Genomic DNA, 22,357 nt, shown 5'->3' with positions numbered 1-22,357 from the left:
GCCCGCGCCGTCATTCCCTGCACGGAATTGTCCGTCCTCGGCGGCTCGCGCAGGATCGTTCCTGTCGCCCCGTCGAGGAACGGAAACCACCATGAAGAGCTACCACGTGACCGGCGCCGGGACCGGAGCAGCAGGTCTGACGCTGCGTCAGCACGATGTGCCGGAGCCCGGCCCCGGGCAGGTGCTGGTGCGGATGCGCGCCAACGCCGTCAGCTTCCGGGACGGACTGATCCTGGCCGACGACTACCCGCTGCCGGTCGTGCCGGACGTGGTCGCCGGGTGCGAGGGAGCGGGTGAGGTGGTCGCGGTCGGGCCGGCCGTCGGCACCTTCGGCCTCGGCGACCGGGTCATGCTGACCGTCTTCCCGGACTGGCTGGACGGCCCGTTCGGGCTGGACCGGGCCGCCCAGCTGGGTTCCTCGCTGGACGGCGCGCTGACCGAGTACCGGGTGGTCGCGGAGCGGGCCCTGGTGCGGATACCCGGCCACCTGTCGTACGAGGAGGCCGCCGCGCTGCCGCTCACCGCGCTGACCGCGTGGAACGCCCTCACCGGCGGGCGGCCGCTGCTCCCCGGCGAGACCGTGCTCACCCTCGGCACCGGCGCGGTCAGCCTGGCCGCGGTGCAGTTGGCGCTGGTGGCCGGCGCGCGGGTGATCGCCACCACTTCGGGCGGGCCGAAGGCCGTACGGCTCAAGGAACTCGGCGTGCACGACGTGATCGACCGGACCGCCGAGCCGAACTGGCACGAGCGGGTCCGCGAGCTCACCGGCGGGCGGGGCGTGGACCAGGTGGTGCACGTCGCGGGCTCGCTGGACCAGTCGCTGCGCTCGGCCGGGATCGGCGCCGAGCTGGCGTACGTCGGTTACCGGGTCGCCGACGCCCCCACCGCTCCGCCGATCGACGCCCGGCTGCTGTTCGCCTCGGGGGTGCAGGTGCGGAGTGTCGCGGTCGGCAGCCGGGCGCAGTTCACCGCGCTGAACCGGGCGTTGGAAGTCCACCGGGTGCGGCCGGTGGTGGACCGGGTGTTCCCGTTCGACCAGGCCCCGGAGGCGTTCCGCTACCACCAGGAGGGCGGCGCCTTCGGCCGGGTGGTGATCAGCCACGGGTAGGGCCACGGGTACGGCTCAGGCGCCGGAGCCGAGCCGTCCGCTGAGTGCCCCGTGCAGTTCGGCGCTCCGGGAGTTGAGGCCCACCAGTTCGACGGTCTTGCCGCGCTGGGCGTACTTTCCGGTGATCGCGTCCAGGGTGGCGACCGAGGTGGCGTCCCAGATATGGGCCTCGGTCAGGTCGATGACGACCTTCGCGGGGTCGTTCGCGTAGTCGAACCGGGTCACCAGGTCGTTGCTGGAGGCGAAGAAGAGCGCGCCGGTGACCGCGTAGTTCACCTGGTCGCCGCCGGGCTCGGTGACCGAGGTGACGTCCGCGAGGTGAGCGACCCGGCGGGCGAAGACCACCATGGCGCTGACCGAACCGATGATCACTCCGACCGCGAGGTTGCCGGTGGCGACCACACAGCCGACGGTGATCACCATGACGGCGCTCTCGCCGACCGGCAGGCGCCGCAGGGTGCGCGGGCTGACGGAGTGCCAGTCGAAGGTGGCGACGCAGACCAGCATCATCACCGCGACCAGGGCGGCCATCGGGATCTTCGAGACCACCGGCCCGAAGACGATGCAGAGCACCATCAGGAAGGCGCCGGACAGGAAGGTGGAGAGCCGGGTCCGGGCGCCGGAGGCCTTCACGTTGATCATCGTCTGGCCGATCATCGCGCAGCCGCCCATCCCGCCGAAGAAGCCGGTGACGATGTTGGCGACGCCCTGGCCGATGGACTCCCGGGTCTTGTTCGAGCGGGTGTCGGTGATCTCGTCGACCAGCTGAGCCGTCATCAGCGACTCCATCAGCCCGACCAGCGCGAACGCCAGCGCGTACGGCGCGATCAGGGTGAAGGTGGCCAGGGTGAACGGCACGTCGGGCAGGCCAGGCAGCGGTAGCCCGGACGGGAGCTCGCCCTTGTCGCCGACCGTGGGCACGGCCAGGTGGGCGCCCACGGTGACGGCGGTCAGCGCCACGATCGACACCAGCGGCGCCGGGACGGCCGTGGTGAGCCGGGGGAGCAGGGCGGTCAGCGCCAGGCCGCCCGCCAGCAGCGGGTAGACGGCCCAGGGGACGTTCACCAGGTTCGGCAGCTGGGCCAGGAAGACCAGGATGGAGAGGGAGTTGACGAAGCCCAGCATCACGCTGCGCGGGACGAACCGCAGCAGCCGGGCCACGCCGAGCGCACCGAGGGCGATCTGGCAGAGGCCGCCGAGGATCACGGTGGCAATCAGGTAACCGAAGCCGTGCTCGCGTGCGAGCGGGGCGACCACCAGGGCGATCGCACCGGTGGCGGCGGAGATCATCGCCGGTCGGCCGCCGACCACCGCGATCACCACGGCCATCGTGAACGAGGCGAACAGCCCGACGCTCGGGTCCACGCCCGCGATGATCGAGAAGGAGATCGCCTCCGGGATCAGCGCGAGGGCGACCACCAGGCCGGCCAGCACCTCGGTGCGGGCCACCTTCGGGGTGAGCCAGGACGGGCGGAAGCCGCGCAGGCGCGCGGCGGCGGACGGCATGGCAGTGGCAGTGGGCAAGACGGGTACCTGTCGTACTCGGTTCGTACTCGGTCGCGGTCGACGCGGACACGCGGGGCAGTGGGTGGGCGGCCGAGCCACGGCGCGGTGGCGCCCGGGGCTGCCCGACCGCCCGACTCTACCCGGCGCCCGGAGAGCCGCTCCGGCCGTCCGCCCGGTCCGGGTCGGACGATGGGATGCGGAGCGGCCGAACTCCCTTTCTGCGGGCGGTGGTTCGCCCATTGGATGGCGCCACGTGAATTCGGTGTGTCCAGTCCGGGGGCGCCATTGCAGGCCGCCGACGGAAGCCCCTATTCTCGCCTGCATGGCAGCCGGAGAGTTCCTCGCTGCCCGCCGCCACGTCGATTTCGGCCGACTGGCCAGCGGGCTCTGTAGCGCCGCCGCGTGACCTTCGCGGCCCGTCGCCGCTGATCGCAGCGTCGACGCTGCTCCTGCCGTGAATCCCGGGATGATCCTTTCCCCCCTCGGGATCACGCGTTCTCCCACAATTCCGGTGCCGATATCGGTATGTCCTGCCGTGCGCACCGGAGTTCACCGACGCCGAAAGGAATTCCGTGGTGCCCGAGAACACCCGTCCCGAATTCGGCCGGCGGGGCTTCCTCGCCGGAGCCGCCGCCGTGGCCGCCGCCGGAGCGGTCCCGCTGGCGGTGGCCGCCGCCCCGGCCGCTGCCGCTACCGCCGCCCGCCCGAACGTGCTGCTGATCGTCACCGACGACCAGCCCAAGCACACCGACTGGGCGATCCAGAACACCATCGCCTGGCTCGGCGGCCAGGGCGTGACGTACCCCAACGGGCACGTCGCGACGCCGCTCTGCGCGCCGTCCAGGTCCTCGATCTTCTCCGGCCGGTTCGCCCACAACCACGGGGTCCGCAACAACGGTGCCTCGGCCGCGCTGGACCAGCACACCACCGTGCAGCGCTACCTGAGCCAGGCGGGCTACCGCACCGGCCTGTTCGGCAAGTACCTCAACTCCTGGGCGCTGGCGGACAATCCGCCGCACTTCGAGGACTGGCTGCTGCTCCAGCCGTCCTACCAGGACGCCAACTACAACGACAACGGCACCGTCCGCACCATCAGCGGCTACGCCACCAACGTGATCAAGAACCACACGCTGGCCTTCCTCGACAAGGCGGCCACCGACACCCGCCCGTGGTTCGCCTACGTCACCCCGTACGCCTCGCACGAACCGAACAAGCCGGCCGCCAAGTACGCCGACGCCCCCGTACCGGCCTGGAACGGCCGCCCCTCGGTCACCGAGGCCGACCGCAGCGACAAGCCCGCCTACATCCGCAACGCCACCGCCACCCTGGCCGACGCCCAGGCGCTGCGGCAGCGTCAACTCCGCACCCTGCTCTCGGTGGACGACGCGGTGCAGGCGTTCCACGACAAGCTGACCGCGCTCGGCCAGCTCGACAACACCCTGGTCATCTACGTCGGTGACAACGGCTACACCTGGGCCGACCACGGCTGGCTGAAGAAGTCCGTGCCGTACTCCCCGTCCCACCAGGTGCCGTTCTACCTCTCCTGGCCCGCCGGCGGGCTCGGCGCGGGCACCACCGACAACCGGATCGCCGCCAACATCGACATCGCCCCGACGATCCTGGACGCGGCCGGGATCGTCCCGAACACCCCGCAGGACGGGCACTCGCTGCTCACCGGCTACCGGCGGGACCACCTGCTGGTCGAGTGGTGGCGGCAGGGCGCCGGGACGGGCACGCCGAACACCTGGGCCTCGTACGTCGCCACCGATCGGCAGTACACCGAGTACTACGATCTGAACACCGATGCGAACGGGACGGTCTCCGGCACCGGGCAGGTGCTGTTCCGGGAGTACTACGACCTGGCGAGCGACCCGTACCAGCTGCAGAACCTGCTGTACCAGGCCACCCCGCAGCAGGAGCAGGCCCTCGGCATCCCGGCGCTGGCCGCCCAGTTGGCGGCCGACCGCGCTGTCTGACCCGCCACCGTCCCCCGGGCCGCCCGGCCCGGGGGACACCTTCGAGAGGACGCCCAGCCGTGAGCACCGAGCCGACCAAGCCCTGCTGCATCCCGGCCCGGGCCGAGTCGGGCCCGGCGGTGCTCACCCTGACCGCCGCTCCGGTACGGCCTGCCCGGGGGCTGCTCGCGCTGCCGGGCGGACGGTTCCTGATGGGCACCGACGACCCGGTGGGCTTCCCCGCCGACGGCGAGGGACCGGTCCGCGAGGTCGAGGTCGGCCCGTTCCGGATCTCGCCGACCGCCGTCACCAACGCGCAGTTCGGCAGCTTCGTGAAGGCCACCGGGTACGTCACGGAGGCCGAGCGGTTCGGGTTCAGCTTCGTCTTCGAGGGCTTCCTCACCCCGGCGGTGGCGGCCACCGCGCAGTCGGTGGCGGGCGTCCCGTGGTGGCGCGCGGTGCCGGGCGCCGACTGGCGGCGGCCCGAGGGCCCCGGCTCCTCGGCGGGCGACCGGCAGAGCCACCCGGTGGTGCACGTCTCCTGGCACGACGCCCAGGCGTACTGCGCCTGGTCCGGCAGCCGGCTGCCCACCGAGGCCGAGTGGGAGTACGCCGCCCGGGGCGGACTGGAGCAGCAGCGCTACCCGTGGGGCGACGAACTCACCCCCGGCGGGCGGCACATGTGCAACATCTGGCAGGGCGTCTTCCCGACCCTGAACACCGCCGCCGACGGCCACCGGGGAACCGCGCCCGTGAAGAGTTACCGCCCGAACGGCCACGGCCTGTACAACGTGGCGGGCAACGTCTGGGAGTGGTGCGCGGACTGGTTCAGCCCCGACTTCCACCGGACCGGCCCGCACCGGGACCCGGTCGGCCCGCCGGACGGAACCCGCCGGGTGATGCGGGGCGGCTCGCACATGTGCCACGACTCGTACTGCAACCGGTACCGGGTCGCCGCCCGCAGCTCCAACACCCCTGACAGCTCGGCGGGCAACATCGGTTTCCGGGTGGCTGCCCAACAGACTGGCGCCGCCGTCCGGTAGGAGGTAGACAGACCGTCATGAGTGCTGACGTTTCCCTGAACTTCCTGCCCACCTTCACCCCTGCCGACCTGGCCGGGGACGGCTTCGGACTCCGCCCGTGGAGCCTGGTCGGTGAACCGGCGCGCCGGGCCCGGGAGTTGTCCGCACTCGCCGCCGACCCCGCGATATCCCTCTGGAACCCGCTCCCGGTGAGCAGCGTGGCGCACGCCGAACGCTGGCTGACCGGCCGGGCGGCCGGCTGGGAACGCGGTGACCTGGCCTCCTTCGCGCTGCTCGCCCCCGACTTCGACGAACTCCTCGGCGCCGTCACCGTCCGCTGGGCGGACCGGGCGGACGGCCTCGCGATGATCGGCTACTGGCTGCTCCCCGACGCCCGGGGCCGCGGCCTCGCGACCCGCGGCCTCGAAGCGGTCACCCGCTGGGCCTTCACCACCGCCGACGCCCGCCGGATCGAACTCGCCCACGCCGTCGGCAACTCCGCCTCCTGCCGAGTGGCCGGCCGGGCCGGCTACCTCCTGGAGGGCACCCTCCGCGCGAGCCACTGCTTCGGCGACGGCAAGTACCACGACGAACACCTGCACGCCCGCCTCGCCACCGACTGATCAGGGCTCAGGCACACGCCTGCGGTAGCCGGCTCGGCGCCGTGCCTAGAGCACCGTCACCGCCCGCTGCCGCAGCGCCCAAGCCGCCGCAACCACCGTGCACGGCAAGGCAATCGCCGCACACGCCCAAGCCGTCCCGCCGAGCGCCTGCCACGGCACCACCAGCGGCGGATCAACCCCCAGCAGCCGTAGCGCAACCTGCATTCCGCCCAGGTTGATCCCGGTCACCACCGCCCCGAGCACCGCCCCCACCGTCACCGCGAGCAGCGACTCCGCTGTTACCACCCCGATCACCTGGGCGCGGGTCGCTCCGGCCAGCCGCAGCTGGGCCAGCTCCCGCTTCCGGTCCACGGTCGCCAGGACCAGGGTGTTGGCCAGCCCGATCGCGGTGTAGAGCAGCGCGAGCCCGAGCACCAGCACCGCCCGCAGCCAGGAGACCCGGTTCGGTGCGACCGGGTAGGCGGCCGCCAACCATGCCTCCCCGGTGGCCAGTTCGGCACCGTACCGAGCCGCCAGCACCCCGATCGCCGCCGCGCCGTCCGCCGACGCGCCGGAGCCGCGCAGCTCGATCCGGTCGGTCCGCGCCCCGGGCGCGTTACGCGCCGTCAGATACGGCCCGTTGTTCCCGGTCCCGTCCCGCAGGACGCCCGCCACCCGGAGCGTCCGCCTGCTGCCGTCCGCGAGCACCAGCTCCACCGGAGCGCCCACCGTGTGCTGCTCCCACTCCTCGGGCAGGACCACCGACTCGTCGTCCAGATCCGCCAACGACCCGACCAGCAGCGGGAGTCGGGACACCTCGCGGTACGTCGCCGGATCAATCGCCCGGGCCTCCGTCCGCACCTGCACCTCGTCGCTCTCCAGTACCGAGACCACGGTCGGCGCACTGGGCGAGACCACGACACCCGGCAGGGCCCGCAGCTCCCGTACCAACTCGTCCACCCCGGCGCCGCGTTGCGGCGTCAGCACGTGGTCCGGCACGCTCTGCGCCCGCGCTTCGGCGGCCCGGCCCGCCGCCACGGTGTTCATCCCGCCGAGCAGCGAGCCCGCCAGCGCCACCGAGACCAGCACCGGCGCGGCCACCGCACCCGTACGCCTGACCCCACCCAGCGCGTTCGCCCGGACCAGCCGCCCGGCGTACGAGGTCAGCCGGGCCGGCAGTGCGCCGAGGCCGTGCAGCAACGGTCCGGCCAGCACCGGGGTCAGCAGGCCGCAGGCGGAGATCAGCACCATCGGCTGCACGGTGTAGTTCTTCCGCCGCAGCAGGGTGCCCGGGGCGTCGACCAGCGCCGTACCCATCAGCACCACCGCCGTGACCAGCAGCCCGATGCCCCACAGCCAGCGACCGGGCGTCATCACCCGGGCGTTGACGTCCGCCTCGCGCAGCGCGTCCAGCGGGCCGAGCCGCCCGGCCCGGTACGCCGCCGCCGCGACACCCGAGACGGCGACCAGCAGGCCGGTCCAGAACGCGGCGTGCAGCGGCCAGCTCTCCGTCCCGACGACGAACCCGTCCGGCGCGGTGCCGACCCGGACCAGCTCCCGCCCGAGCCGGGGCGCACCGGCCGCGCCCAGCGCGCAGCCCGTCGCCGACGCCACCACACCGAGCGCCAGCGCCTCGAACAGCACCATCCGCCGGATCTGCCCCCGGCTCGCCCCGGTCAGCCGGAGCAGCCCCAACTCCCGCTGCCGCTGCGCCACCACGTACGAGAAGGTGGAGGCGATCACGAAGCCCGCGACGAAGGTGCTCACCCCGCCCGCCGTCCCGAACGCGGAGTTCAGGCCGATCGCGGCCTCGCCCCACGGCAGCCGGGCGGTGGCCGCCAGTCCGAGCAGCATCACCGTCATCAGCGCCACACCGAGCGACAGCGCGACGAAGGCCCCGATCAACGAGACCCAGCGCACCCGCAGCGACTTCCACGCGATCCTCGACATCCTCATGCCTCGAGCCAACCGCCCCGCGCCCGCCCGATCACCAGCCCGAGCCCCACTCCCGGAGGTAGGGGCAGCCCTACCTGAGAGGGTGACCCGATACGAGTCCCCGACCCTTCGGAGGTGGTGCGGGATGTCTGCGTCCGCCGACGCCTGGCAGGCCCTGGCTCGCCCCGGCTTCCTGCGGTCGGCCCGGCCCTGGCGGTCGGCCGGCTACCTGCTGGCCACCGGGCTGTCCGGGCTGCTGCTCTGCGTCCTGCTGCTGGTCAGCGCGATCGTCGCGGGCGTGCTGGTGACGGTCGTGATCGGCCTGCCGATGCTGGCCGCGCTCGCTCTGGCCGGGCTGCCGTACGCGGCGCTGGAGCGCCGGCTGCTGCGCCTGCTGCCGGACCAGGCACCGGTGGAGTCACCGCACCGCGAGCCGGACCGGCCGGGTCTGGTGGCCTGGCTGCGCCTCCGCTACCGGGAGCAGGCCACCTGGCGCGAACTCGGCTGCGCCGCGCTGGCCGCCCTGGTGCTCTGGGTGATCGACCTCACCGCGATCGGCGGCGCGGTCCTCGTCCCGGTCTGGCTGCTGGCGACCCCGGTCCTGCTGACCCTGGACGGTGAGCAGGTGAACGTCCTGAAGGTCTGGCAGATCCACGACCAGCCGACCGCGTGTGCCCTGACCCTGGTCGGTGCGCTCCTGCTGGCGGCCCTGAGCTACCCCTTGACGGCCGTCGCGGTCGGCCGCGCCGCCCTGGTCCGCCGGCTCACCGGCCGGACCGAGCAGGACCACCGGATCGGCGAACTGGTCCGCTCCCGGGCCCGGTTGGTGGACGCCTTCGAGGCCGAACGCCGCCGGATCGAGCGCGACCTGCACGACGGTGCCCAGCAGCGGCTGGTGGCCCTGGCGATGAACCTCGGCCTGGCTCGGCTGGACGCCCCGACCGGCAGCCCGCTGGCCGGACGGCTGGCCGACGCCCATCGCGAGGTCGGTCAAGTGCTCTCCGAGCTGCGTGAGTTGATCAACGGCATCCATCCGCAGGTGCTGGCCGACCGGGGCCTGCCGGAGGCGGTGGCCGACCTGGCCGACCGGTCCCCCGTCCCGGTCGACCTCGCCTTCGAACTGCCCGCCCGGCTGCCACCCGCCGTCGAGTCGGCCGGGTACTTCGCGGTCGCCGAGGCGCTGGCCAACATCGCCAAGCACAGTGGCGCCAACCGGGCCCGGCTGACCGGCCGTTACGCTGACGGTCGGCTCGCCGTCGAAGTGTCGGACGACGGCCACGGCGGCGCCGACCCGGCCCGGGGCACCGGCCTGACCGGCCTGGCCGACCGGCTCGCGGTGGTGGACGGCACCCTGGCGGTGAGCAGCCCGCCCGGAGGACCGACCCTGCTGCGCCTGGAGATACCGTGCACCCTGACCAGCCCGCCACCGCACCGCTCCGGGTAGTGCTGGCCGAGGACGGCGTCCTGCTGCGGGAGGGCCTGGTCGGCCTGCTGGAGCGGTTCGGGCATCAGGTGGTGGCGGCGGTCGGCGACGCCGAGGCGCTCCGGGCGGCCGTGGCCGAGCACGTCCCCGACCTGGTGATCACCGACGTCCGGATGCCGCCCGGCCAGGCCGACGAGGGGCTGCGGGCCGCCGTCGAACTCCGCGAGGCCCGCCCCGGACTGCCCGTCCTGGTGCTCAGTCAGTACGTCCAACGGTCCTACGCCGCCGACCTGTTGGACTCCGGCGACGGCTCCGGTGTCGGCTACCTGCTGAAGGACCGGGTCGGCCAGATCGAGGACTTCCTGGCCGCCGTCGGCACCGTGGCGGACGGCGGCACGGTGGTCGACCCGGAGGTGGTGCGGCAGCTGATCGGCCGGCGCCGCGACCCGCTGGCCCGGCTGACGCCCCGTGAGCGCGAGGTGCTGGCGCTGATGGCCGAAGGCCGTTCCAACGCGGCGATCTGCCGGGAGCTGGTGGTCACCGAGGCCGCCGTCTCCAAGCACATCGGCAACATCCTGGCCAAGCTCGACCTGCCGCCGGCCGAGCAGAGCCACCGCCGGGTGCTGGCGGTGCTGGCCTTCCTCCGGGGCTGAACAGCTCACTCCGCCTCGACCTGGACGATCGCCTTCCCGGTGTTCTCCCCGGCCAGCATCCCGAGGAAGGCGTCCACCGACCGGTCGAAGCCGACCGTCACGGTCTCGTCCGGCACCAGGGCCCCCGAGCGCAGGTGCGGGGCGAGGTAGTCCTCCAACTCGCCCTGCACCTCCCGGTAGTTGCGCACCAGGAAGCCCTCCAGGCGCAGGCTCTTGCCCACCACGTCGTAGAGGTTGTACGGCGCGGCAGGCGGGTTAGCGGGATCGTCGTACTGCGCCACCGCGCCGCACCAGGCGATCCGGCCGCCGTCCCGCAGCACGTCGATGGCGCCCGCGAGGTGATCCCCGCCGACGTTGTCGAAGTACACGTCCAGCCCTTCGGGGGCGGCCCTGCGCAGCTGCGCGCCGACCGGGCCGTCGTGGTGGTCGAAGGCGGCGTCGAAGCCGAGCCGCTCGGTCAGGTGCCGCACCTTGGCAGCCGAGCCCGTGCTGCCGACCAGCCGGCCGACCCCCAGCAGCCGGGCGAGCTGCCCGACCGCCGTGCCCACCCCGCCCGCGGCCGCGCTCACGTACAGGCTCTCGCCGGGTTGCAACCGGGCGATCCGGGTCAGGCCGACGTACGCCGTCAGGCCGGTGCCGCCGAGCAGGCTCAGGTAGGTGCGCAGCGGCACCCCGTCCGGCGGACTGATCACCCGGACCCTGGCCTCGCGGAGTCCGACCTGATCCGGGCTCAGCAGCGCGTGGGTCCGCCAGCCGAGTCGGTGCGCGACCAGGTCACCGACCTTCAGATGATCCGACCGGGACTCCACCACCCGGCCGAGCGCGCGGCCCTCCATGGGGGCGTGCAGGTCGCCGAAGTCCATCACTTCCCGCATGTACGGATCGACCGAGAAGTACAGGTTCTCCACCAGCGCGCCGCCCGGCTCGACGGGCGGGAGCGGCGCCTCGACGAAGGCGAACTCGGCGGGGGAGGGGCGGCCCTGCGGACGGGCGACCTGGTGGACGAAGCGGGCGGTGCGGGTATCGGCGGTGCGGGTCATGGCGAGGGGCTCCCTGTTCGGTGTGATGATCACGCTAGGGAGACCAGGGGCGGCCGGGCAGGGGGTCGCGTCGATGGTTCGGGCCGTTCCATGAGCAGCTTTCATGGAAGCCGCCGGTCCGAGATAGGTTGCCCGGATGACCGACCTCGCCCCGCACGAGCTGCGCATCCTCGTCGCCGTCGACCGCGACCGCAGTTTCACGGCCGCCGCCACGGCGCTCGGCATGTCCCAGTCCGCCGTCTCGCACGCTGTGCGCGGGTGCGAACGGAAGCTGGGCGCGGTGCTGTTCGAGCGAGGGCGCCACGGGGCGCGCCCCACCCCGGCCGGCGCGCAGGCCGTCGCCCACGCCCGCCAGATCCTGCACCTGCTCACCACCCTGGCCACCGAGACCCGGGCCGCCGCCCGGCAGACCGCCGAACTCACCGGCCCGCTCCGCATCGTCGCCTTCCGCAGCGCCGCCGCCCACCTGCTCCCCGGCGTGCTCGCCCGGCTGACGGCACGTCACCCCGGCCTCGAACCGCAGCTGCGGATCGTCCGCGAGATCGGCCGCGGCACCGCCGGCGAAGTCGCCGACGGCCACGCCGAACTAGGCATCGCCACCCTGGACGCGGCCACCGGCCAGTCCCCGTCACCCTCCCTGCCCGGGCTGCTCGCGGGCCGCCTGTTCACCGAGCCGTACGCGCTGGCACACCCGGTGGGCCACCCCCTGCCGCGCACCCTGCCGCTGGTCGACTGGGACGAGAACTGCGGCTCGTACACCCGCGACTGGTGGCGCGGCCAGGACTGGATCCCGGCCGCCACGGTGAACGTCGAGGACGACACCGTCACGCTCTCGCTGGTCGCCCAGGGCCTCGGGATGTCGATCATGCCCGCACTCACCCTGCTCGGCGCCCCGCCCGGCGTGGCCGTCACCGGCCTCGGCCCGCAGCCACCCACCCGTACGGTCGGCTACGTCACCACCCCGGCCCTGGCCCGTACCGCAGCCGTCCGCGAACTGATCCGCGAACTCCGTGCCGTCCCCGCGCCGACTCTGGCGCCGTCCGCCTAGCGGTCGGGCAGCGCCTCGCGCAGGCGCCGGAACTCCTCGGCGATCCCGTCCAGGGTGTAATGGGCGTTCAGTCCACTCGGGTTGGGCAGCACCCACACCTCGGTGCCGCCGATCCCCTCCGGCTGCCGCCCGACCACCGCGCCCCGCCGCCCGAACGCGGTCCGGTACGCCCCGATCCCCAGCACCGCCAGCACCTCGGGCCGCAGCCGCTCCACCCGCTCCAGCAGGGCCTGCCCGCCCACCCGGTACTCCTCGGTGGTGAGTTCGTCCGCCTTGGCCGTGGTCCTGGCCACCACGTTGGTGATGCCGAGGCCGTAGCCGAGCAGCTTCAGCTGCTCCTCCGGCCGGAGCTGACGGGGCGTGAAACCCGAGCGGTGCAGCGCGGGCCAGAACCGATTCCCCGGCCGGGCGAAGTGCTGCCCGGTGGCCCCCGACCAGAGCCCCGGGTTGATACCGCAGAACAGCACCCGTAGGCCGGGCGCCGCCACGTCCGGCACGGTCCGGCCCCGGGCCGCCGCCAGTTCGTCGGCTCCGGGCCGGAGCTGACGAACCGTCGGCTCGCTCTTCTCGTTCATCCAGCCAGTCTGCACCGCTCCCGCCGGCACCCCGGCCGCCGAGCCCGTTCGAACGCACAGCGAGTTCGATAATCCGCTCCCGCACCGTTGTCGGAAGGCGCAGAATGGCTGGATGTCCTACGAACTGAAGGCGCTGATCGCATCACGGGAACTGCTCGACGTGGTGGCGGCCGAGGTGCCCGTCGCTCGGGTCGCCGGACTCGAACAGAAACTGGCGCTGATCCCGATGACGGACCTTCTCTTCGACACCGTCACCGAGCACGGCGGGGCCATCCAGCCCGGCTTCGCCTCCTTCCCCGGCGGCTTCGGCCGCCGGATGGCGGCCTGGTCCAAGGCGGGCCCGATCGGCTACGTCGAGGCGGACTTCTTCGGCGGTGAGGGCACCCAGCACGCGGCGGTCTGGTTCGACGCCCAGGTGGTGCTCGGCCCGCTCGCCTCGGTCACCGGCCAGCCCTTCCCCGCCGAGGGCAGCCCGATCTCCCAGGCGCTGCGCCGGGTCGGCGCCCAACACACCCACGGGCAGGACGAGTTCGAGGCGGTCGGGCTCGACCGGCACCGACGCCTGGTCGACTGGTGCTCCGGCTGACCGGGCCAAGACCGTTCCGGCGTCCGGGCCCCGGACCATTCGGCGTACAAGCAGTGGCCGGGGCAGGTGCGGTGGCCCAACGTGAAGTTCAGGCGATTCCGCCTGAACTTCACTGAGAGGAAGCGCATCCCATGCGTGCCACCTGGACGGCCGTCGTGCTGACCGCAACCCTTGGCCTTGCCACGGTCACCACCACGTCCGTCACCGTCGCCAATGCTGCCGACACCGCCGCGGCGACCACCATCCGTCCCCTCGCCCTACCCCTCCCGCTGCCGCCGATCGTTCCGCCGGCTCCCGATCTGCCGGTGAAGCCCCCGGTCGACCTGCCCGTGAAGCCCCCGGGCGGCGTCGACCTCCCGGCAGTCCCGGCCGTCCCCGATCCGGCCAAGAACCTCGCGGTGCTCGGCTCGCTCGGCGACGTCCTCGGCCAGATCACCAAGCTGGTGACCTCCGCGACCTCCGCCGCCCCCGACCCGGCCGCCCTGCAGAAGCAACTGGCCGACCTGCAGGCCGCGGTGAAGTCGCTGCTGGCGCTGCTGCCGGCTCCCCCGGTCCCGGTCCCGGCGCCCGTCCCGGGCCTGCCGGTCGGCGACGCCCGGGTCATCCCGCCGCTGCCGGCCAACCCGGCGGACGCCCTCGACCAGGTCCAGAAGACCGCGGCCGACCTGGTCACCAAGGCCACCGCCACCAAGCCGGACCCGACGGCGATCAAGGACGCGGTCCCGACCGTGCACGGTCCGGGCCCCGACGGCGTCGCTGTCGCAGCGTCAGCGGTAGTTCACGAACTGGATCGCGAACTCCAGGTCCTTGCCCTTGAGCAGCGCCTGAATGGTCTGCAGGTCATCACGGCTCTTCGAGCTGACCCGCAGCTCGTCACCCTGCACCTGCGCCTTGACGCCCTTCGGGCCCTCGTCACGGATGATCTTCGCGACCTTCTTCGCGTCGTCCTGGGAGATGCCCTCCTTCACGTCCGCGGAGATCTTGTACTCCTTGCCGGAGAGCAGCGGCTCGCCTGCGTCGAGCGCCTTCAGCGACAGGCCACGCTTGATGAACTTGTCCTTCAGCAGGTCCAGGATCGCCTTGACGCGCTCCTCGCCGTTGGCCTTCATCTCGATCTTCTCGCCCGACCGCTTGACCTCGCCGCCGACGTTCTTGAAGTCGAACCGGGTGGCGATCTCGCGGGAGGTCTGGTTGATCGCGTTGTCGACCTCCTGCCACTCGACCTTCGAGACGATGTCGAAACTGGAGTCGGCCATGGTGTCTTGGTCTCCTTGATGCTCTGGCTTCACTGTCCGCCCCCGCCCCAACGGAGCAGGCGCCGCCCAAGCCTATCCACCCCCGCCCCCGCCCACCCCCGCCAGCCACGCCCCATCCCCTTGATCATCACGTGACCGACCAAGTGGCGAAGCACCCCCATCCATCAGGTATCGTTTACGAGGTCGAACGGGGCAGCGCCCCGCAAGACACCATCCTGGCTGGTTGCCCGAGCGGCCAAAGGGAGCAGACTGTAAATCTGCCGCGCAAGCTACGCAGGTTCGAACCCTGCACCAGCCACAGGATAAAAGAAGGGCCCCTGACCAGTGGAAACACTGGCCAGGGGCCCTTCTGCTGTGCCCATGCGGTGACCGGCTGCCAGGCGGGGGAGCGGGCCTCGAGCCGGCGGGTCGCGGTGGTCTTGTTGATCGCATGGAGGCACTTGGTCCTGTGGCCGGTCGTCGCGCGGGAACGCGGGAGCCCCGCACCCCCGGGGGGGTGTGGGGCTCCGTGATGTGACAGGTGGTCAGGCGCCCGTGGCGGTGGTGAAGCGGGTGGTGACGTCGGTCCAGTTGACGATGTCCCAGAGGCGGGTGACGTAGTCCGGGCGGACGTTGCGGTACTGGAGGTAGTAGGCGTGCTCCCAGGCGTCGAAGGCGAGCAGGGGAGTGGTGCCCTGGCCGACGTTGCCGTGGTGGTCGTAGACCTGCTCGACGATGAGGCGTTGGCCGAGGGGTTCCCAGGAGAGGATGCCCCAGCCTGAGCCCTGGACGCCGACGGTGGCGGCGGTGAGCTGCTTCTTGAAGGCCTCGAAGCTGCCGAAGTGTTCGGTGATGGCGTCGCCGAGGGCTCCGTCGGGGCGGTCGCCGCCGTCGGGGGAGAGGTTCTCCCAGAAGAGGGAGTGCAGGACGTGGCCGGAGAGGTGGAAGCCCAGGGTCTTCTGGAGGCCGACCAGGCCACCGAAGTTCTCCTTCTCGCGGGCCTCGGCGAGCTGCTCGAGGGTGGTGTTGGCGCCGGCCACGTAGGCGGCGTGGTGCTTGGAGTGGTGCAGCTCGAGGATCTCGGCGGACATCGCCTTCTCCAGAGCGGAGTAGTCGTAGGGCAGATCGGGGAGCGTGTACTGACCCATGAGTAGAGGGCTCCTAGTTGCTGTGTGTAGGGGTCTGCGGCATGCCGGGCCAACACTATTGCGTATAAGTTGCAATTGCATCGAGATAGCAGCAGAGTGTCGGGCGGGGGTGGCCGGCCCGTGTCCAGCCGCCTGCTGACGTACGTCCCGGCCGTCGCGCCGGGGGTCCCTCCGCCGTGCTGATCGTCTTCCCAACCGGCGCCCGCCGGGACGTCCGGTCCGCCACCCCCATTACCAGGCAGAGCAGGCAGAACGGGTGAGCGCCCGTCAGGTACGAATCGGGACACGCCGGACATCCGCCGGCCCCGGCAACCTGACGCCCCGGCACTTACGCTCGCCAGTGTGTTCAACGTGCCCCAGGCGCTGAAGCGCCTCGTGATCGGCCGGGCCATGCGCAGCGAGGAGCTGGGCGAGACCCTGCTCCCCAAGCGCCTGGCGCTGCCGATCTTCGCGTCCGACCCGCTCTCCTCGGTGGCCTACGCCACCCAGGAGATCCTGCTGGTGCTCACCGTCGGCGGGACCGCCTTCCTCTACCTGACGCCCTGGGTCGCGCTCGCGGTCGTGGCGCTGATGGTGGTCGTGGTGCTGTCGTACCGTCAGGTGGTGCACGCCTACCCGAGCGGTGGTGGCTCCTACGAGGTGGTGTCCAGGAACCTCGGACCCAACTCGGGGCTGGTGGTGGCGGCTTCGCTGCTGGTCGACTACGTGATGACGGTGGCGGTGTCGGTCGCCTCGGGGGTGGCGAACATCATCTCCGCGCTGCCGAGCCTGGTGGACTACCGGGTGGTGATGGCGGTCGGCTTCGTGGCGCTGCTGGCGGCGATGAACCTGCGTGGCGTACGGGAGTCGGGCAACGCCTTCGCCGCGCCGACCTATCTCTTCATCGGCGGCATCCTGATCATGGTGGGCACGGGGCTGGTCCGGTACCTGCTCGGGGATGCGCCGGTGGCCGAGAGCGCCAAGTACGGGATCACGCCGGAGCCGGGGGACGAGACCTTCGTGGGGTTCGCACTGCTGATGCTGGCGCTGCGGGCGTTCGCCTCCGGGTGTACGGCGCTGACCGGGGTGGAGGCGATCTCGAACGGGGTGCCCGCGTTCCGGAAGCCGAAGTCGCGGAACGCCGCCACCACGATGGCCGTGATGGGCATCACCGCGATCGTGATGTTCTCCGGGATCACCACGCTGGCGATGATCGCCAAGGTGCACATCACGGACGACACCTGCCAGCTGATCGGATTCACCGGGGACTGCGACACGCCGCAGCAGACCGTGATCGCCCAGCTCGCGGCGGCGATCTTCGGCGGCAGCGACAGCATCCCGTTCTACCTGATCCAGGCCGCCACCGCGCTGGTCCTGGTGCTGGCGGCGAACACGGCGTTCAACGGCTTCCCGCTGCTGGCCTCGATCCTGGCCGAACACCGCTACCTGCCACGGCAGCTGCACACCCGGGGCGACCGACTCGCCTTCTCCAACGGCATCATCGCGCTGGCCGTGGTGGCCGGCGGGCTGCTCTGGCTCTACGACGCCAATGTCACCAGCCTGATCCACCTCTACATCCTCGGTGTCTTCACCTCCTTCACGCTGTCCCAGATCGGCATGGTCAAGCACTGGAACCGCACCCTGCGCGAGCACCCCACCCGGCAGGCGCGCCGCGACGCGCACCGGGCCCGGGTGATCAACGCGCTGGGCGCGGTGGTGACCGGTCTGGTGCTGGTGATCGTGCTGGCCACCAAGTTCACCCAGGGCGCCTGGCTGGCCGTACTGGCGGCGGTCGTGCTCTGGCTGATGATGCACGGCATCCGGCGCCACTACGACCGGACGGCGGAGGAGCTGGCGGTCGACGACCCGCACGAGGAGTCCGTCCGCCCGTCGAAGGTGCACGGCATCGTGCTGGTCTCCAAGCTGCACAAGCCGACCCTGCGCGCGCTCGGCTATGCCGAGGCGTTCCGGCCGGACACCCTGGAGGCGCTGACCGTCGCGGTCGAGCGCGACAGCACTGACGAACTCCGGCAGAAGTGGGACGAGTTCGACATCCAGGTGCCGCTCAAGGTGCTCGACTCGCCGTTCCGGGAGATCACCCGGCCGGTGGTCGGGTACGTCCGGAGCGTCCGCCGGAGCAGTCCGCGCGACGTGGTCGCGGTGTTCATCCCGGAGTACGTGGTCGGCCACTGGTGGGAGAACCTGCTGCACAACCAGTCCGCCCTCTGGCTCAAGAGCCGACTGCTCTTCACCCCCGGAGTGATGGTGATCAGCGTCCCCTGGCAGCTCAACTCCTCGGCCGCGGCCAACCACCCGACCGGCCGCGCGCCGGGGGCGGTCCGCCGGGGCGAGCCCGCCAACCCGAAGAGCAGATAGCCGCTGCCCGGGTGCGCTCAACAGCTACCCCCGGCGTGCGCAGCGGTCACCCCGGCGTGTTCTGCCGGGGCAGCGCCAGCGCCACCGTGTCGGCGAACTCCCGGACGGCGCTGGTCCGGCTCACCACCCGGCCGCTGTGGATCACCAGCCGGCTGTGCCCGCCCGCCAGCGCCCCGGCCAGCGAGTCGCCCCGGACCGCCAGCAGCTCGGCGGGGAAGCCGGCGTCGACCCGGACGGGCTGCAGCCCGAGGGCCGTCCGGGCCTGGTGGGAGACCGCCTCGTACGCCGCCTCCGGGCTCAGCCCGCCGCCCGCCGCGAGCAGGTACGCGGCCTCCAGCGGGTCGGCCCGGCCGACCGGGTTGGCGAGGTCCCGCAGGCCGCCCGCACCCGCGGCCAGCGGGATTCCGGCCTCGGTCAACTCCCGTACCTGGAAAGGCCGCAGGGGAGCAGTCGGGCCTTCGAGGCCGACGCAGCCGCCGTTCTGCGGCAGGCAGACCACCCGCAGTCCGGCGCCGGCCAGCACCGCCGCCCCGCCGTCCGCCAGCGCACTCACCGGGCCGACCGTGACCCGGGGCCGCAGCGGTGCCAACACGGCGGCCAGCCGGGCGAGTTGGGCCGGGTCGCCGCCCAGGGTGTGCAGGTCCACCGGGCAGTCCGCCTCGCGGGCCGCCTCCAGCAGGACCTGGACGTAGCCCACCGGGTCCGGGTCGAGGTCCGGGCAGCCGCCGGCCGCCGCTGCGCCGAGCTTGAGCGCGTCCCGGAGCTGGGCCCGGCCGTCCGCGCCGGCCCGGCCGGTGAGCAGCCGGGGCATCGCCACCGCCTGGAGCTCGGCCAGGCCGCGCAGTGCCTGGCGGGCCGTCAGGACGGCCTCCAGCCGGCGCAGCCCGTGCACGCCGCCGATCCCGACGTGGGTGCGCTGGGCGGTCGCCCCGTACCCGAGTGCGGTGAGCGCGCCCTCGGTGACCCGGCGGATCAGGTCGGCGGGGGTCTCCGGTGGGGGTGTCGGCAGGGCGGCGGAGAAGGCGACGTCGTAGTGCGCGTGCGGTTCGGCGGGGGCGGGCAGCAGCAGATAGCCGCCGAGGTCGATCCGGGCGCCGGTGGTGCTGGTGGGGCCGCCCGGCGTGGCGGGCAGCGGACCGAGGCTGCCGGTGGTGCCGACCGCCTGGATGCGGTCGCCGCGGATCCGGACGTCCACCACCCGGCCGTCGGTGAGCCGGGCGTTGGCGAGCAGCAGGACCGGGCCGTGGCCGAGCGGGTTGGGGCCCTTCGACGATCCCTCGCCCGGGTGCGGTCCCTCGGCGGGTGCGCTGTCCGCGGTCATCGGCCGGCTCCTCGCTGCCCGGCGGCCCGGGGCGCCCCGGGAGCCGCAAGATCACTGAGGGTCGAGCCTATGGGGAGTCGGGGCGGGGTGCTCGGAGGCTCGCAGCAGTCGTACCGGGTCGAGGGTGGCCGACACCGTCGGTTCCGAGGTGCCGTCGAACGCGAGTACTGCACAGGAGCGTTCGTACGGGCCGCCCACCTGCGATCTTCCGGGCCGGATACGGATTTCACCTCTGGCCGGGAAACGTGTAATCTCTTCCTCGTTCGCCCCTATAGCTCAGTCGGTAGAGCGTCTCCATGGTAAGGAGAAGGTCTGCGGTTCGATTCCGCATGGGGGCTCTGGTGAGAAGGAGTCAGACCTCGGTCTGACGACGGATCATCAAAGCGGTGTAGCTCAGTTGGTAGAGCAAGCGGCTCATAATCGCTGTGTCACCGGTTCAAGTCCGGTCACCGCTACCCCGCGTAGTCGGTCGGGAGATCGAACTCCCGATCGGCTACTCTTGTTGTGTCATCACCCATTTTTTAGGAAGGCACTCCCGTGGCTGCCACCGACGTCCGCCCGAAGATCACGCTGGCCTGCGTGGAGTGCAAGGAGCGGAACTACATCACCAAGAAGAACCGGCGTAACGACCCGGACCGTCTTGAGATGAAGAAGCACTGCCCCCGTTGCAACTCGCACACCGCGCACCGCGAGACCCGCTGACCCCGCAAGGCGTCGTCGGGCCTGGTGTGATCAGGCTCTTGGCTCCAGGCCGTGTCCCGCAAGGGGCACGGCCTGGAGCTTTTTCTCGTATCCAGGCAAGTCTGCACTAGCTGTGTGTGACCCACCGTCAGAGGAGTAGCCCATGGCCCTCGACCCCTCGTTCATCGGGCGGACCTACCCGCCCACCGAGCCGTACGAGGTAGGCCGGGAGAAGATCCGCGAGTTCGCGACCGCGATCGGCGACGCCAACCCGGCGTACACCGACGTCGAGGCCGCGAAGGCACTCGGGTATCCGGAAGTGATCGCGCCGCCGACCTTCCCGTTCGTGATCACCTACCGGGCCGCGGCCCAGGTGGTGAACGACCCCGAGCTGAACCTGGACTTCAGCCGAGTGGTGCACGGCGACCAGAAGTTCAGCTACAGCCGCCCGGTGCACGCCGGGGACCGGCTGACGGTCACCGTCACGATCGACGCGATCAAGTCGCTGGCCGGCAACGACGTACTGACCGTCAGCGGCAAGGTGCACGACGAGAGCGGCGAGCACGTGGTGACCGCGATCATGACGCTGGTGGCCCGGGCCGCCGACCAGGCGGGGGAGTGACCAGGATGACCATCAACTTCGACCAGGTCGAGGTCGGCACCGAGCTGCCCGCCCAGTCCTTCCCGGTGACCCGCGCCACGCTCGTCCAGTACGCGGGCGCCTCCGGTGACTTCAACCCGATCCACTGGAACGAGAAGTTCGCGGTCGAGGTCGGCCTGCCCGACGTCATCGCGCACGGCATGTTCACCATGGCCGAGGCGATCCGGGTGGTCACCGACTGGGTCGGCGACCCGGGCGCGGTGGTCGACTACGGGGTCCGCTTCACCAAGCCCGTCCCCGTCCCCAACGACGGTGCCGGCACCGTGATCGAGGTCACCGGCAAGGTGGCCGCCCTGCTGGACGACCGCCGGGTCCGGGTCGACCTGCTGGTGAAGAACGGCGAGAACAAGGTGCTCAACATGTCCCGCGCGGTGGTCCAGCTCGGCTGACACCCGAAGGCGGGGGTCGTCCTGCCCGCCGGGCCGGGCGACCCCCGTACGCTGGGGGCGTGCTTGTTGAACTGGACGCCCCCCTCGCCCCGCTGACCACCCTCCGGCTCGGCGGACCGGCCCGTCGGCTCGTCACCGCCACCACCGACCAGGAGGTCGTCGAGACCGTCCGGGCGGCGGACCGGGCGGGTGAGCCGCTGCTGGTGATCGGCGGTGGCTCCAACCTGGTGATCGGCGACCAGGGTTTCGACGGGACGGTGCTGCGGCTTGCCACGACCGGGTTCGCCCTGGACGGGGTCGAGCTGGAGCTGGCGGCCGGCGAGGTCTGGGCCGACGCGGTGGCGAAGGTGGTGGACGCCGGGCTGGCCGGGATCGAGTTCCTGGCCGGCATCCCCGGCTCGGCCGGCGCCACGCCCGTGCAGAACGTCGGCGCGTACGGTCAGGAGGTGGCCACCGGCATCACCGAGGTGGTCGCCTACGACCGGCGGGCCGGCGAGGTGGTGGTGCTGACCAACGCCGAGTGCGAGTTCTCCTACCGGCACAGCCGCTTCAAGGCCGACCCCGAGCGGTACGTGGTGCTGCGGGTCCGGTTCCGGCTGGAGGACGCCGAAGGGCAGTCCACCGCCGTCCGGTACGCGGAGGTCGCCAGGACGCTGGGCGTCGAGGCCGGGGAGCGGGTCGCGCTGCGGACCGCCTACAAGACGGTGCTCGGCCTGCGGGCGGGCAAGGGCATGGTGCTCGACCCGGCGGACCACGACACCTGGTCGGCGGGCTCGTTCTTCACCAACCCGGTGCTGACGGCTGCTCAGTACGCCGACTTCCTGGCCCGGCTGGGGGAGCGCACGGCGCCCGCCTACCCCGCGCCGGACGGATGCACCAAGACCTCCGCCGCCTGGCTGATCGACCAGGCCGGCTTCGGCAAGGGGTACGGGGCAGGCGCCGCAACGCTCTCCACCAAGCACACCCTCGCCCTCACCAACCGGGGCGCAGCCAGCACGGCCGACCTGCTCGGGCTGGCCCGGGAGATCCGGGACGGCGTGCGCGCTGCGTTCGGCGTCGAGCTGGTCAACGAGCCAGTCATGATCGGCGTCAGCCTCTAGCCCTCCGGGCATCA

At 72.1% G+C, this 22,357-nt stretch carries 20 protein-coding genes and 3 tRNA genes; 16 read left to right on the top strand and 7 right to left on the bottom strand.

What is annotated here, in order from left to right:
* Positions 1-91 precede the first annotated feature (91 nt).
* Positions 92-1,108 (top strand): zinc-dependent alcohol dehydrogenase family protein, encoded by a 1,017-nt coding sequence (locus ACXJMZ_RS06300; RefSeq protein ID WP_457028948.1) that lies wholly within the window; start codon positions 92-94, stop codon positions 1,106-1,108.
* A 15-nt stretch (positions 1,109-1,123) separates the two neighbouring features.
* Here the strand turns inward: ACXJMZ_RS06300 and ACXJMZ_RS06295 are convergent, their stop codons facing one another.
* The gene (locus ACXJMZ_RS06295) at positions 1,124-2,614 is read right to left on the bottom strand and encodes a SulP family inorganic anion transporter (protein ID WP_457028980.1); all 1,491 of its coding nucleotides are present in this window, start codon (positions 2,612-2,614) and stop codon (positions 1,124-1,126) included.
* A gap of 575 nt (positions 2,615-3,189) precedes the next feature.
* On the opposite strand from ACXJMZ_RS06295, the gene ACXJMZ_RS06290 reads away from it, so the two are divergent.
* The 3 genes from ACXJMZ_RS06290 to ACXJMZ_RS06280 are packed head-to-tail and all read left to right on the top strand — an operon-like array spanning position 3,190 to position 6,214.
* A complete protein-coding gene (locus ACXJMZ_RS06290; RefSeq protein WP_457028947.1) occupies positions 3,190-4,590 on the top strand; it encodes a sulfatase family protein in 1,401 nt (466 codons plus the stop codon).
* A gap of 59 nt (positions 4,591-4,649) precedes the next feature.
* The gene (locus tag ACXJMZ_RS06285) at positions 4,650-5,612 is read left to right on the top strand and encodes a formylglycine-generating enzyme family protein (RefSeq protein WP_457028946.1); all 963 of its coding nucleotides are present in this window, start codon (positions 4,650-4,652) and stop codon (positions 5,610-5,612) included.
* 17 nt (positions 5,613-5,629) lie between these two features.
* Positions 5,630-6,214, top strand: coding sequence for a GNAT family N-acetyltransferase (locus tag ACXJMZ_RS06280; protein WP_457028945.1), 585 nt, complete (start codon positions 5,630-5,632; stop codon positions 6,212-6,214).
* Positions 6,215-6,259: 45 nt separating this feature from the next.
* Here the strand turns inward: ACXJMZ_RS06280 and ACXJMZ_RS06275 are convergent, their stop codons facing one another.
* Positions 6,260-8,149, bottom strand: a complete 1,890-nt coding sequence (locus ACXJMZ_RS06275; RefSeq protein ID WP_457028944.1) for an FtsX-like permease family protein — start codon at positions 8,147-8,149, stop codon at positions 6,260-6,262.
* Between the two features lie 124 nt (positions 8,150-8,273).
* Here ACXJMZ_RS06275 and ACXJMZ_RS06270 point away from each other — a divergent pair, with 124 nt between their 5' ends.
* Positions 8,274-9,572, top strand: coding sequence for a sensor domain-containing protein (locus ACXJMZ_RS06270; RefSeq protein WP_457028943.1), 1,299 nt, complete (start codon positions 8,274-8,276; stop codon positions 9,570-9,572).
* Positions 9,533-10,204 carry a response regulator gene (locus tag ACXJMZ_RS06265; RefSeq protein ID WP_457028942.1) on the top strand — a complete coding sequence of 224 codons (672 nt, stop codon included), beginning with the start codon at positions 9,533-9,535 and terminating at the stop codon, positions 10,202-10,204. The genes ACXJMZ_RS06270 and ACXJMZ_RS06265 overlap by 40 nt, the downstream gene beginning before the upstream one ends.
* Before the next feature lie 5 nt (positions 10,205-10,209).
* Here the strand turns inward: ACXJMZ_RS06265 and ACXJMZ_RS06260 are convergent, their stop codons facing one another.
* On the bottom strand, positions 10,210-11,244 hold the full coding sequence (locus ACXJMZ_RS06260) for an NADP-dependent oxidoreductase (protein ID WP_457028941.1): 1,035 nt from the start codon (positions 11,242-11,244) through the stop codon (positions 10,210-10,212).
* Between the two features lie 136 nt (positions 11,245-11,380).
* Here ACXJMZ_RS06260 and ACXJMZ_RS06255 point away from each other — a divergent pair, with 136 nt between their 5' ends.
* The gene (locus ACXJMZ_RS06255) at positions 11,381-12,292 is read left to right on the top strand and encodes a LysR family transcriptional regulator (RefSeq protein WP_457028940.1); all 912 of its coding nucleotides are present in this window, start codon (positions 11,381-11,383) and stop codon (positions 12,290-12,292) included.
* On the opposite strand, the gene mug is transcribed toward ACXJMZ_RS06255, so the two are convergent.
* Positions 12,289-12,867 (bottom strand): G/U mismatch-specific DNA glycosylase, encoded by a 579-nt coding sequence (gene mug / locus ACXJMZ_RS06250; protein WP_457028939.1) that lies wholly within the window; start codon positions 12,865-12,867, stop codon positions 12,289-12,291. The two genes, ACXJMZ_RS06255 and mug, sit on opposite strands and share 4 nt — an antisense overlap.
* Positions 12,868-12,979: 112 nt before the next feature.
* On the opposite strand from mug, the gene ACXJMZ_RS06245 reads away from it, so the two are divergent.
* The gene (locus ACXJMZ_RS06245) at positions 12,980-13,453 is read left to right on the top strand and encodes a hypothetical protein (RefSeq protein WP_057231455.1); all 474 of its coding nucleotides are present in this window, start codon (positions 12,980-12,982) and stop codon (positions 13,451-13,453) included.
* Positions 13,454-14,220: 767 nt separating this feature from the next.
* On the opposite strand, the gene ACXJMZ_RS06240 is transcribed toward ACXJMZ_RS06245, so the two are convergent.
* Positions 14,221-14,709, bottom strand: a complete 489-nt coding sequence (locus ACXJMZ_RS06240) for a YajQ family cyclic di-GMP-binding protein (RefSeq protein ID WP_457028938.1) — start codon at positions 14,707-14,709, stop codon at positions 14,221-14,223.
* A 217-nt stretch (positions 14,710-14,926) separates the two neighbouring features.
* Between ACXJMZ_RS06240 and ACXJMZ_RS06235 the strand changes: the two genes are divergently transcribed.
* Positions 14,927-15,007 (top strand) — tRNA-Tyr (locus ACXJMZ_RS06235).
* Positions 15,008-15,233: 226 nt separating this feature from the next.
* Here ACXJMZ_RS06235 and ACXJMZ_RS06230 read toward each other — a convergent pair.
* A complete protein-coding gene (locus tag ACXJMZ_RS06230; protein WP_057231445.1) occupies positions 15,234-15,836 on the bottom strand; it encodes a superoxide dismutase in 603 nt (200 codons plus the stop codon).
* 390 nt (positions 15,837-16,226) lie between these two features.
* Here ACXJMZ_RS06230 and ACXJMZ_RS06225 point away from each other — a divergent pair, with 390 nt between their 5' ends.
* The gene (locus ACXJMZ_RS06225) at positions 16,227-18,191 is read left to right on the top strand and encodes an APC family permease (RefSeq protein ID WP_457028979.1); all 1,965 of its coding nucleotides are present in this window, start codon (positions 16,227-16,229) and stop codon (positions 18,189-18,191) included.
* A gap of 46 nt (positions 18,192-18,237) precedes the next feature.
* On the opposite strand, the gene ACXJMZ_RS06220 is transcribed toward ACXJMZ_RS06225, so the two are convergent.
* Positions 18,238-19,512 (bottom strand): hydrolase, encoded by a 1,275-nt coding sequence (locus tag ACXJMZ_RS06220; protein ID WP_457028937.1) that lies wholly within the window; start codon positions 19,510-19,512, stop codon positions 18,238-18,240.
* Positions 19,513-19,777: 265 nt separating this feature from the next.
* Between ACXJMZ_RS06220 and ACXJMZ_RS06215 the strand changes: the two genes are divergently transcribed.
* From ACXJMZ_RS06215 to ACXJMZ_RS06190, 6 genes are all read left to right on the top strand, one after another.
* A tRNA-Thr gene (locus ACXJMZ_RS06215) sits at positions 19,778-19,850 on the top strand.
* 44 nt (positions 19,851-19,894) lie between these two features.
* Positions 19,895-19,967 (top strand) — tRNA-Met (locus tag ACXJMZ_RS06210).
* Positions 19,968-20,049: 82 nt separating this feature from the next.
* Positions 20,050-20,214: a 50S ribosomal protein L33 gene (gene rpmG / locus ACXJMZ_RS06205; RefSeq protein ID WP_006604855.1), complete on the top strand. Its 165-nt coding sequence runs from the start codon at positions 20,050-20,052 to the stop codon at positions 20,212-20,214.
* Between the two features lie 142 nt (positions 20,215-20,356).
* On the top strand, positions 20,357-20,815 hold the full coding sequence (locus ACXJMZ_RS06200; protein ID WP_457028936.1) for an FAS1-like dehydratase domain-containing protein: 459 nt from the start codon (positions 20,357-20,359) through the stop codon (positions 20,813-20,815).
* 5 nt (positions 20,816-20,820) lie between these two features.
* Positions 20,821-21,243, top strand: coding sequence for a MaoC family dehydratase (locus tag ACXJMZ_RS06195; protein WP_457028935.1), 423 nt, complete (start codon positions 20,821-20,823; stop codon positions 21,241-21,243).
* A gap of 59 nt (positions 21,244-21,302) precedes the next feature.
* Positions 21,303-22,343 (top strand): UDP-N-acetylmuramate dehydrogenase, encoded by a 1,041-nt coding sequence (locus ACXJMZ_RS06190; RefSeq protein ID WP_457028934.1) that lies wholly within the window; start codon positions 21,303-21,305, stop codon positions 22,341-22,343.
* Positions 22,344-22,357: the final 14 nt, after the last annotated feature.

This window comes from Kitasatospora sp. P5_F3 (genome assembly GCF_054049135.1).
The sequence above is the reverse complement of the archived record's forward strand: the minus strand, read 5'-3'. Positions and strand labels throughout refer to the sequence as shown.

Excerpts from the sequence above, each read along its gene's own strand:
- ACXJMZ_RS06245 (WP_057231455.1), top strand. The coding sequence starts at position 12,980 with ATGTCCTACGAACTGAAGGCGCTGATCGCATCACGGGAACTGCTCGAC.
- ACXJMZ_RS06195 (WP_457028935.1), top strand. The coding sequence starts at position 20,821 with ATGACCATCAACTTCGACCAGGTCGAGGTCGGCACCGAGCTGCCCGCC.
- ACXJMZ_RS06300 (WP_457028948.1), top strand. The coding sequence starts at position 92 with ATGAAGAGCTACCACGTGACCGGCGCCGGGACCGGAGCAGCAGGTCTG.
- mug (WP_457028939.1), bottom strand. The coding sequence starts at position 12,867 with ATGAACGAGAAGAGCGAGCCGACGGTTCGTCAGCTCCGGCCCGGAGCC.
- ACXJMZ_RS06260 (WP_457028941.1), bottom strand. The coding sequence starts at position 11,244 with ATGACCCGCACCGCCGATACCCGCACCGCCCGCTTCGTCCACCAGGTC.
- ACXJMZ_RS06200 (WP_457028936.1), top strand. The coding sequence starts at position 20,357 with ATGGCCCTCGACCCCTCGTTCATCGGGCGGACCTACCCGCCCACCGAG.
- ACXJMZ_RS06230 (WP_057231445.1), bottom strand. The coding sequence starts at position 15,836 with ATGGGTCAGTACACGCTCCCCGATCTGCCCTACGACTACTCCGCTCTG.
- ACXJMZ_RS06255 (WP_457028940.1), top strand. The coding sequence starts at position 11,381 with ATGACCGACCTCGCCCCGCACGAGCTGCGCATCCTCGTCGCCGTCGAC.
- ACXJMZ_RS06295 (WP_457028980.1), bottom strand. The coding sequence starts at position 2,614 with ATGCCGTCCGCCGCCGCGCGCCTGCGCGGCTTCCGCCCGTCCTGGCTC.
- ACXJMZ_RS06220 (WP_457028937.1), bottom strand. The coding sequence starts at position 19,512 with ATGACCGCGGACAGCGCACCCGCCGAGGGACCGCACCCGGGCGAGGGA.
- ACXJMZ_RS06225 (WP_457028979.1), top strand. The coding sequence starts at position 16,227 with ATGCGCAGCGAGGAGCTGGGCGAGACCCTGCTCCCCAAGCGCCTGGCG.
- ACXJMZ_RS06280 (WP_457028945.1), top strand. The coding sequence starts at position 5,630 with ATGAGTGCTGACGTTTCCCTGAACTTCCTGCCCACCTTCACCCCTGCC.
- ACXJMZ_RS06275 (WP_457028944.1), bottom strand. The coding sequence starts at position 8,149 with ATGAGGATGTCGAGGATCGCGTGGAAGTCGCTGCGGGTGCGCTGGGTC.
- ACXJMZ_RS06240 (WP_457028938.1), bottom strand. The coding sequence starts at position 14,709 with ATGGCCGACTCCAGTTTCGACATCGTCTCGAAGGTCGAGTGGCAGGAG.
- ACXJMZ_RS06270 (WP_457028943.1), top strand. The coding sequence starts at position 8,274 with ATGTCTGCGTCCGCCGACGCCTGGCAGGCCCTGGCTCGCCCCGGCTTC.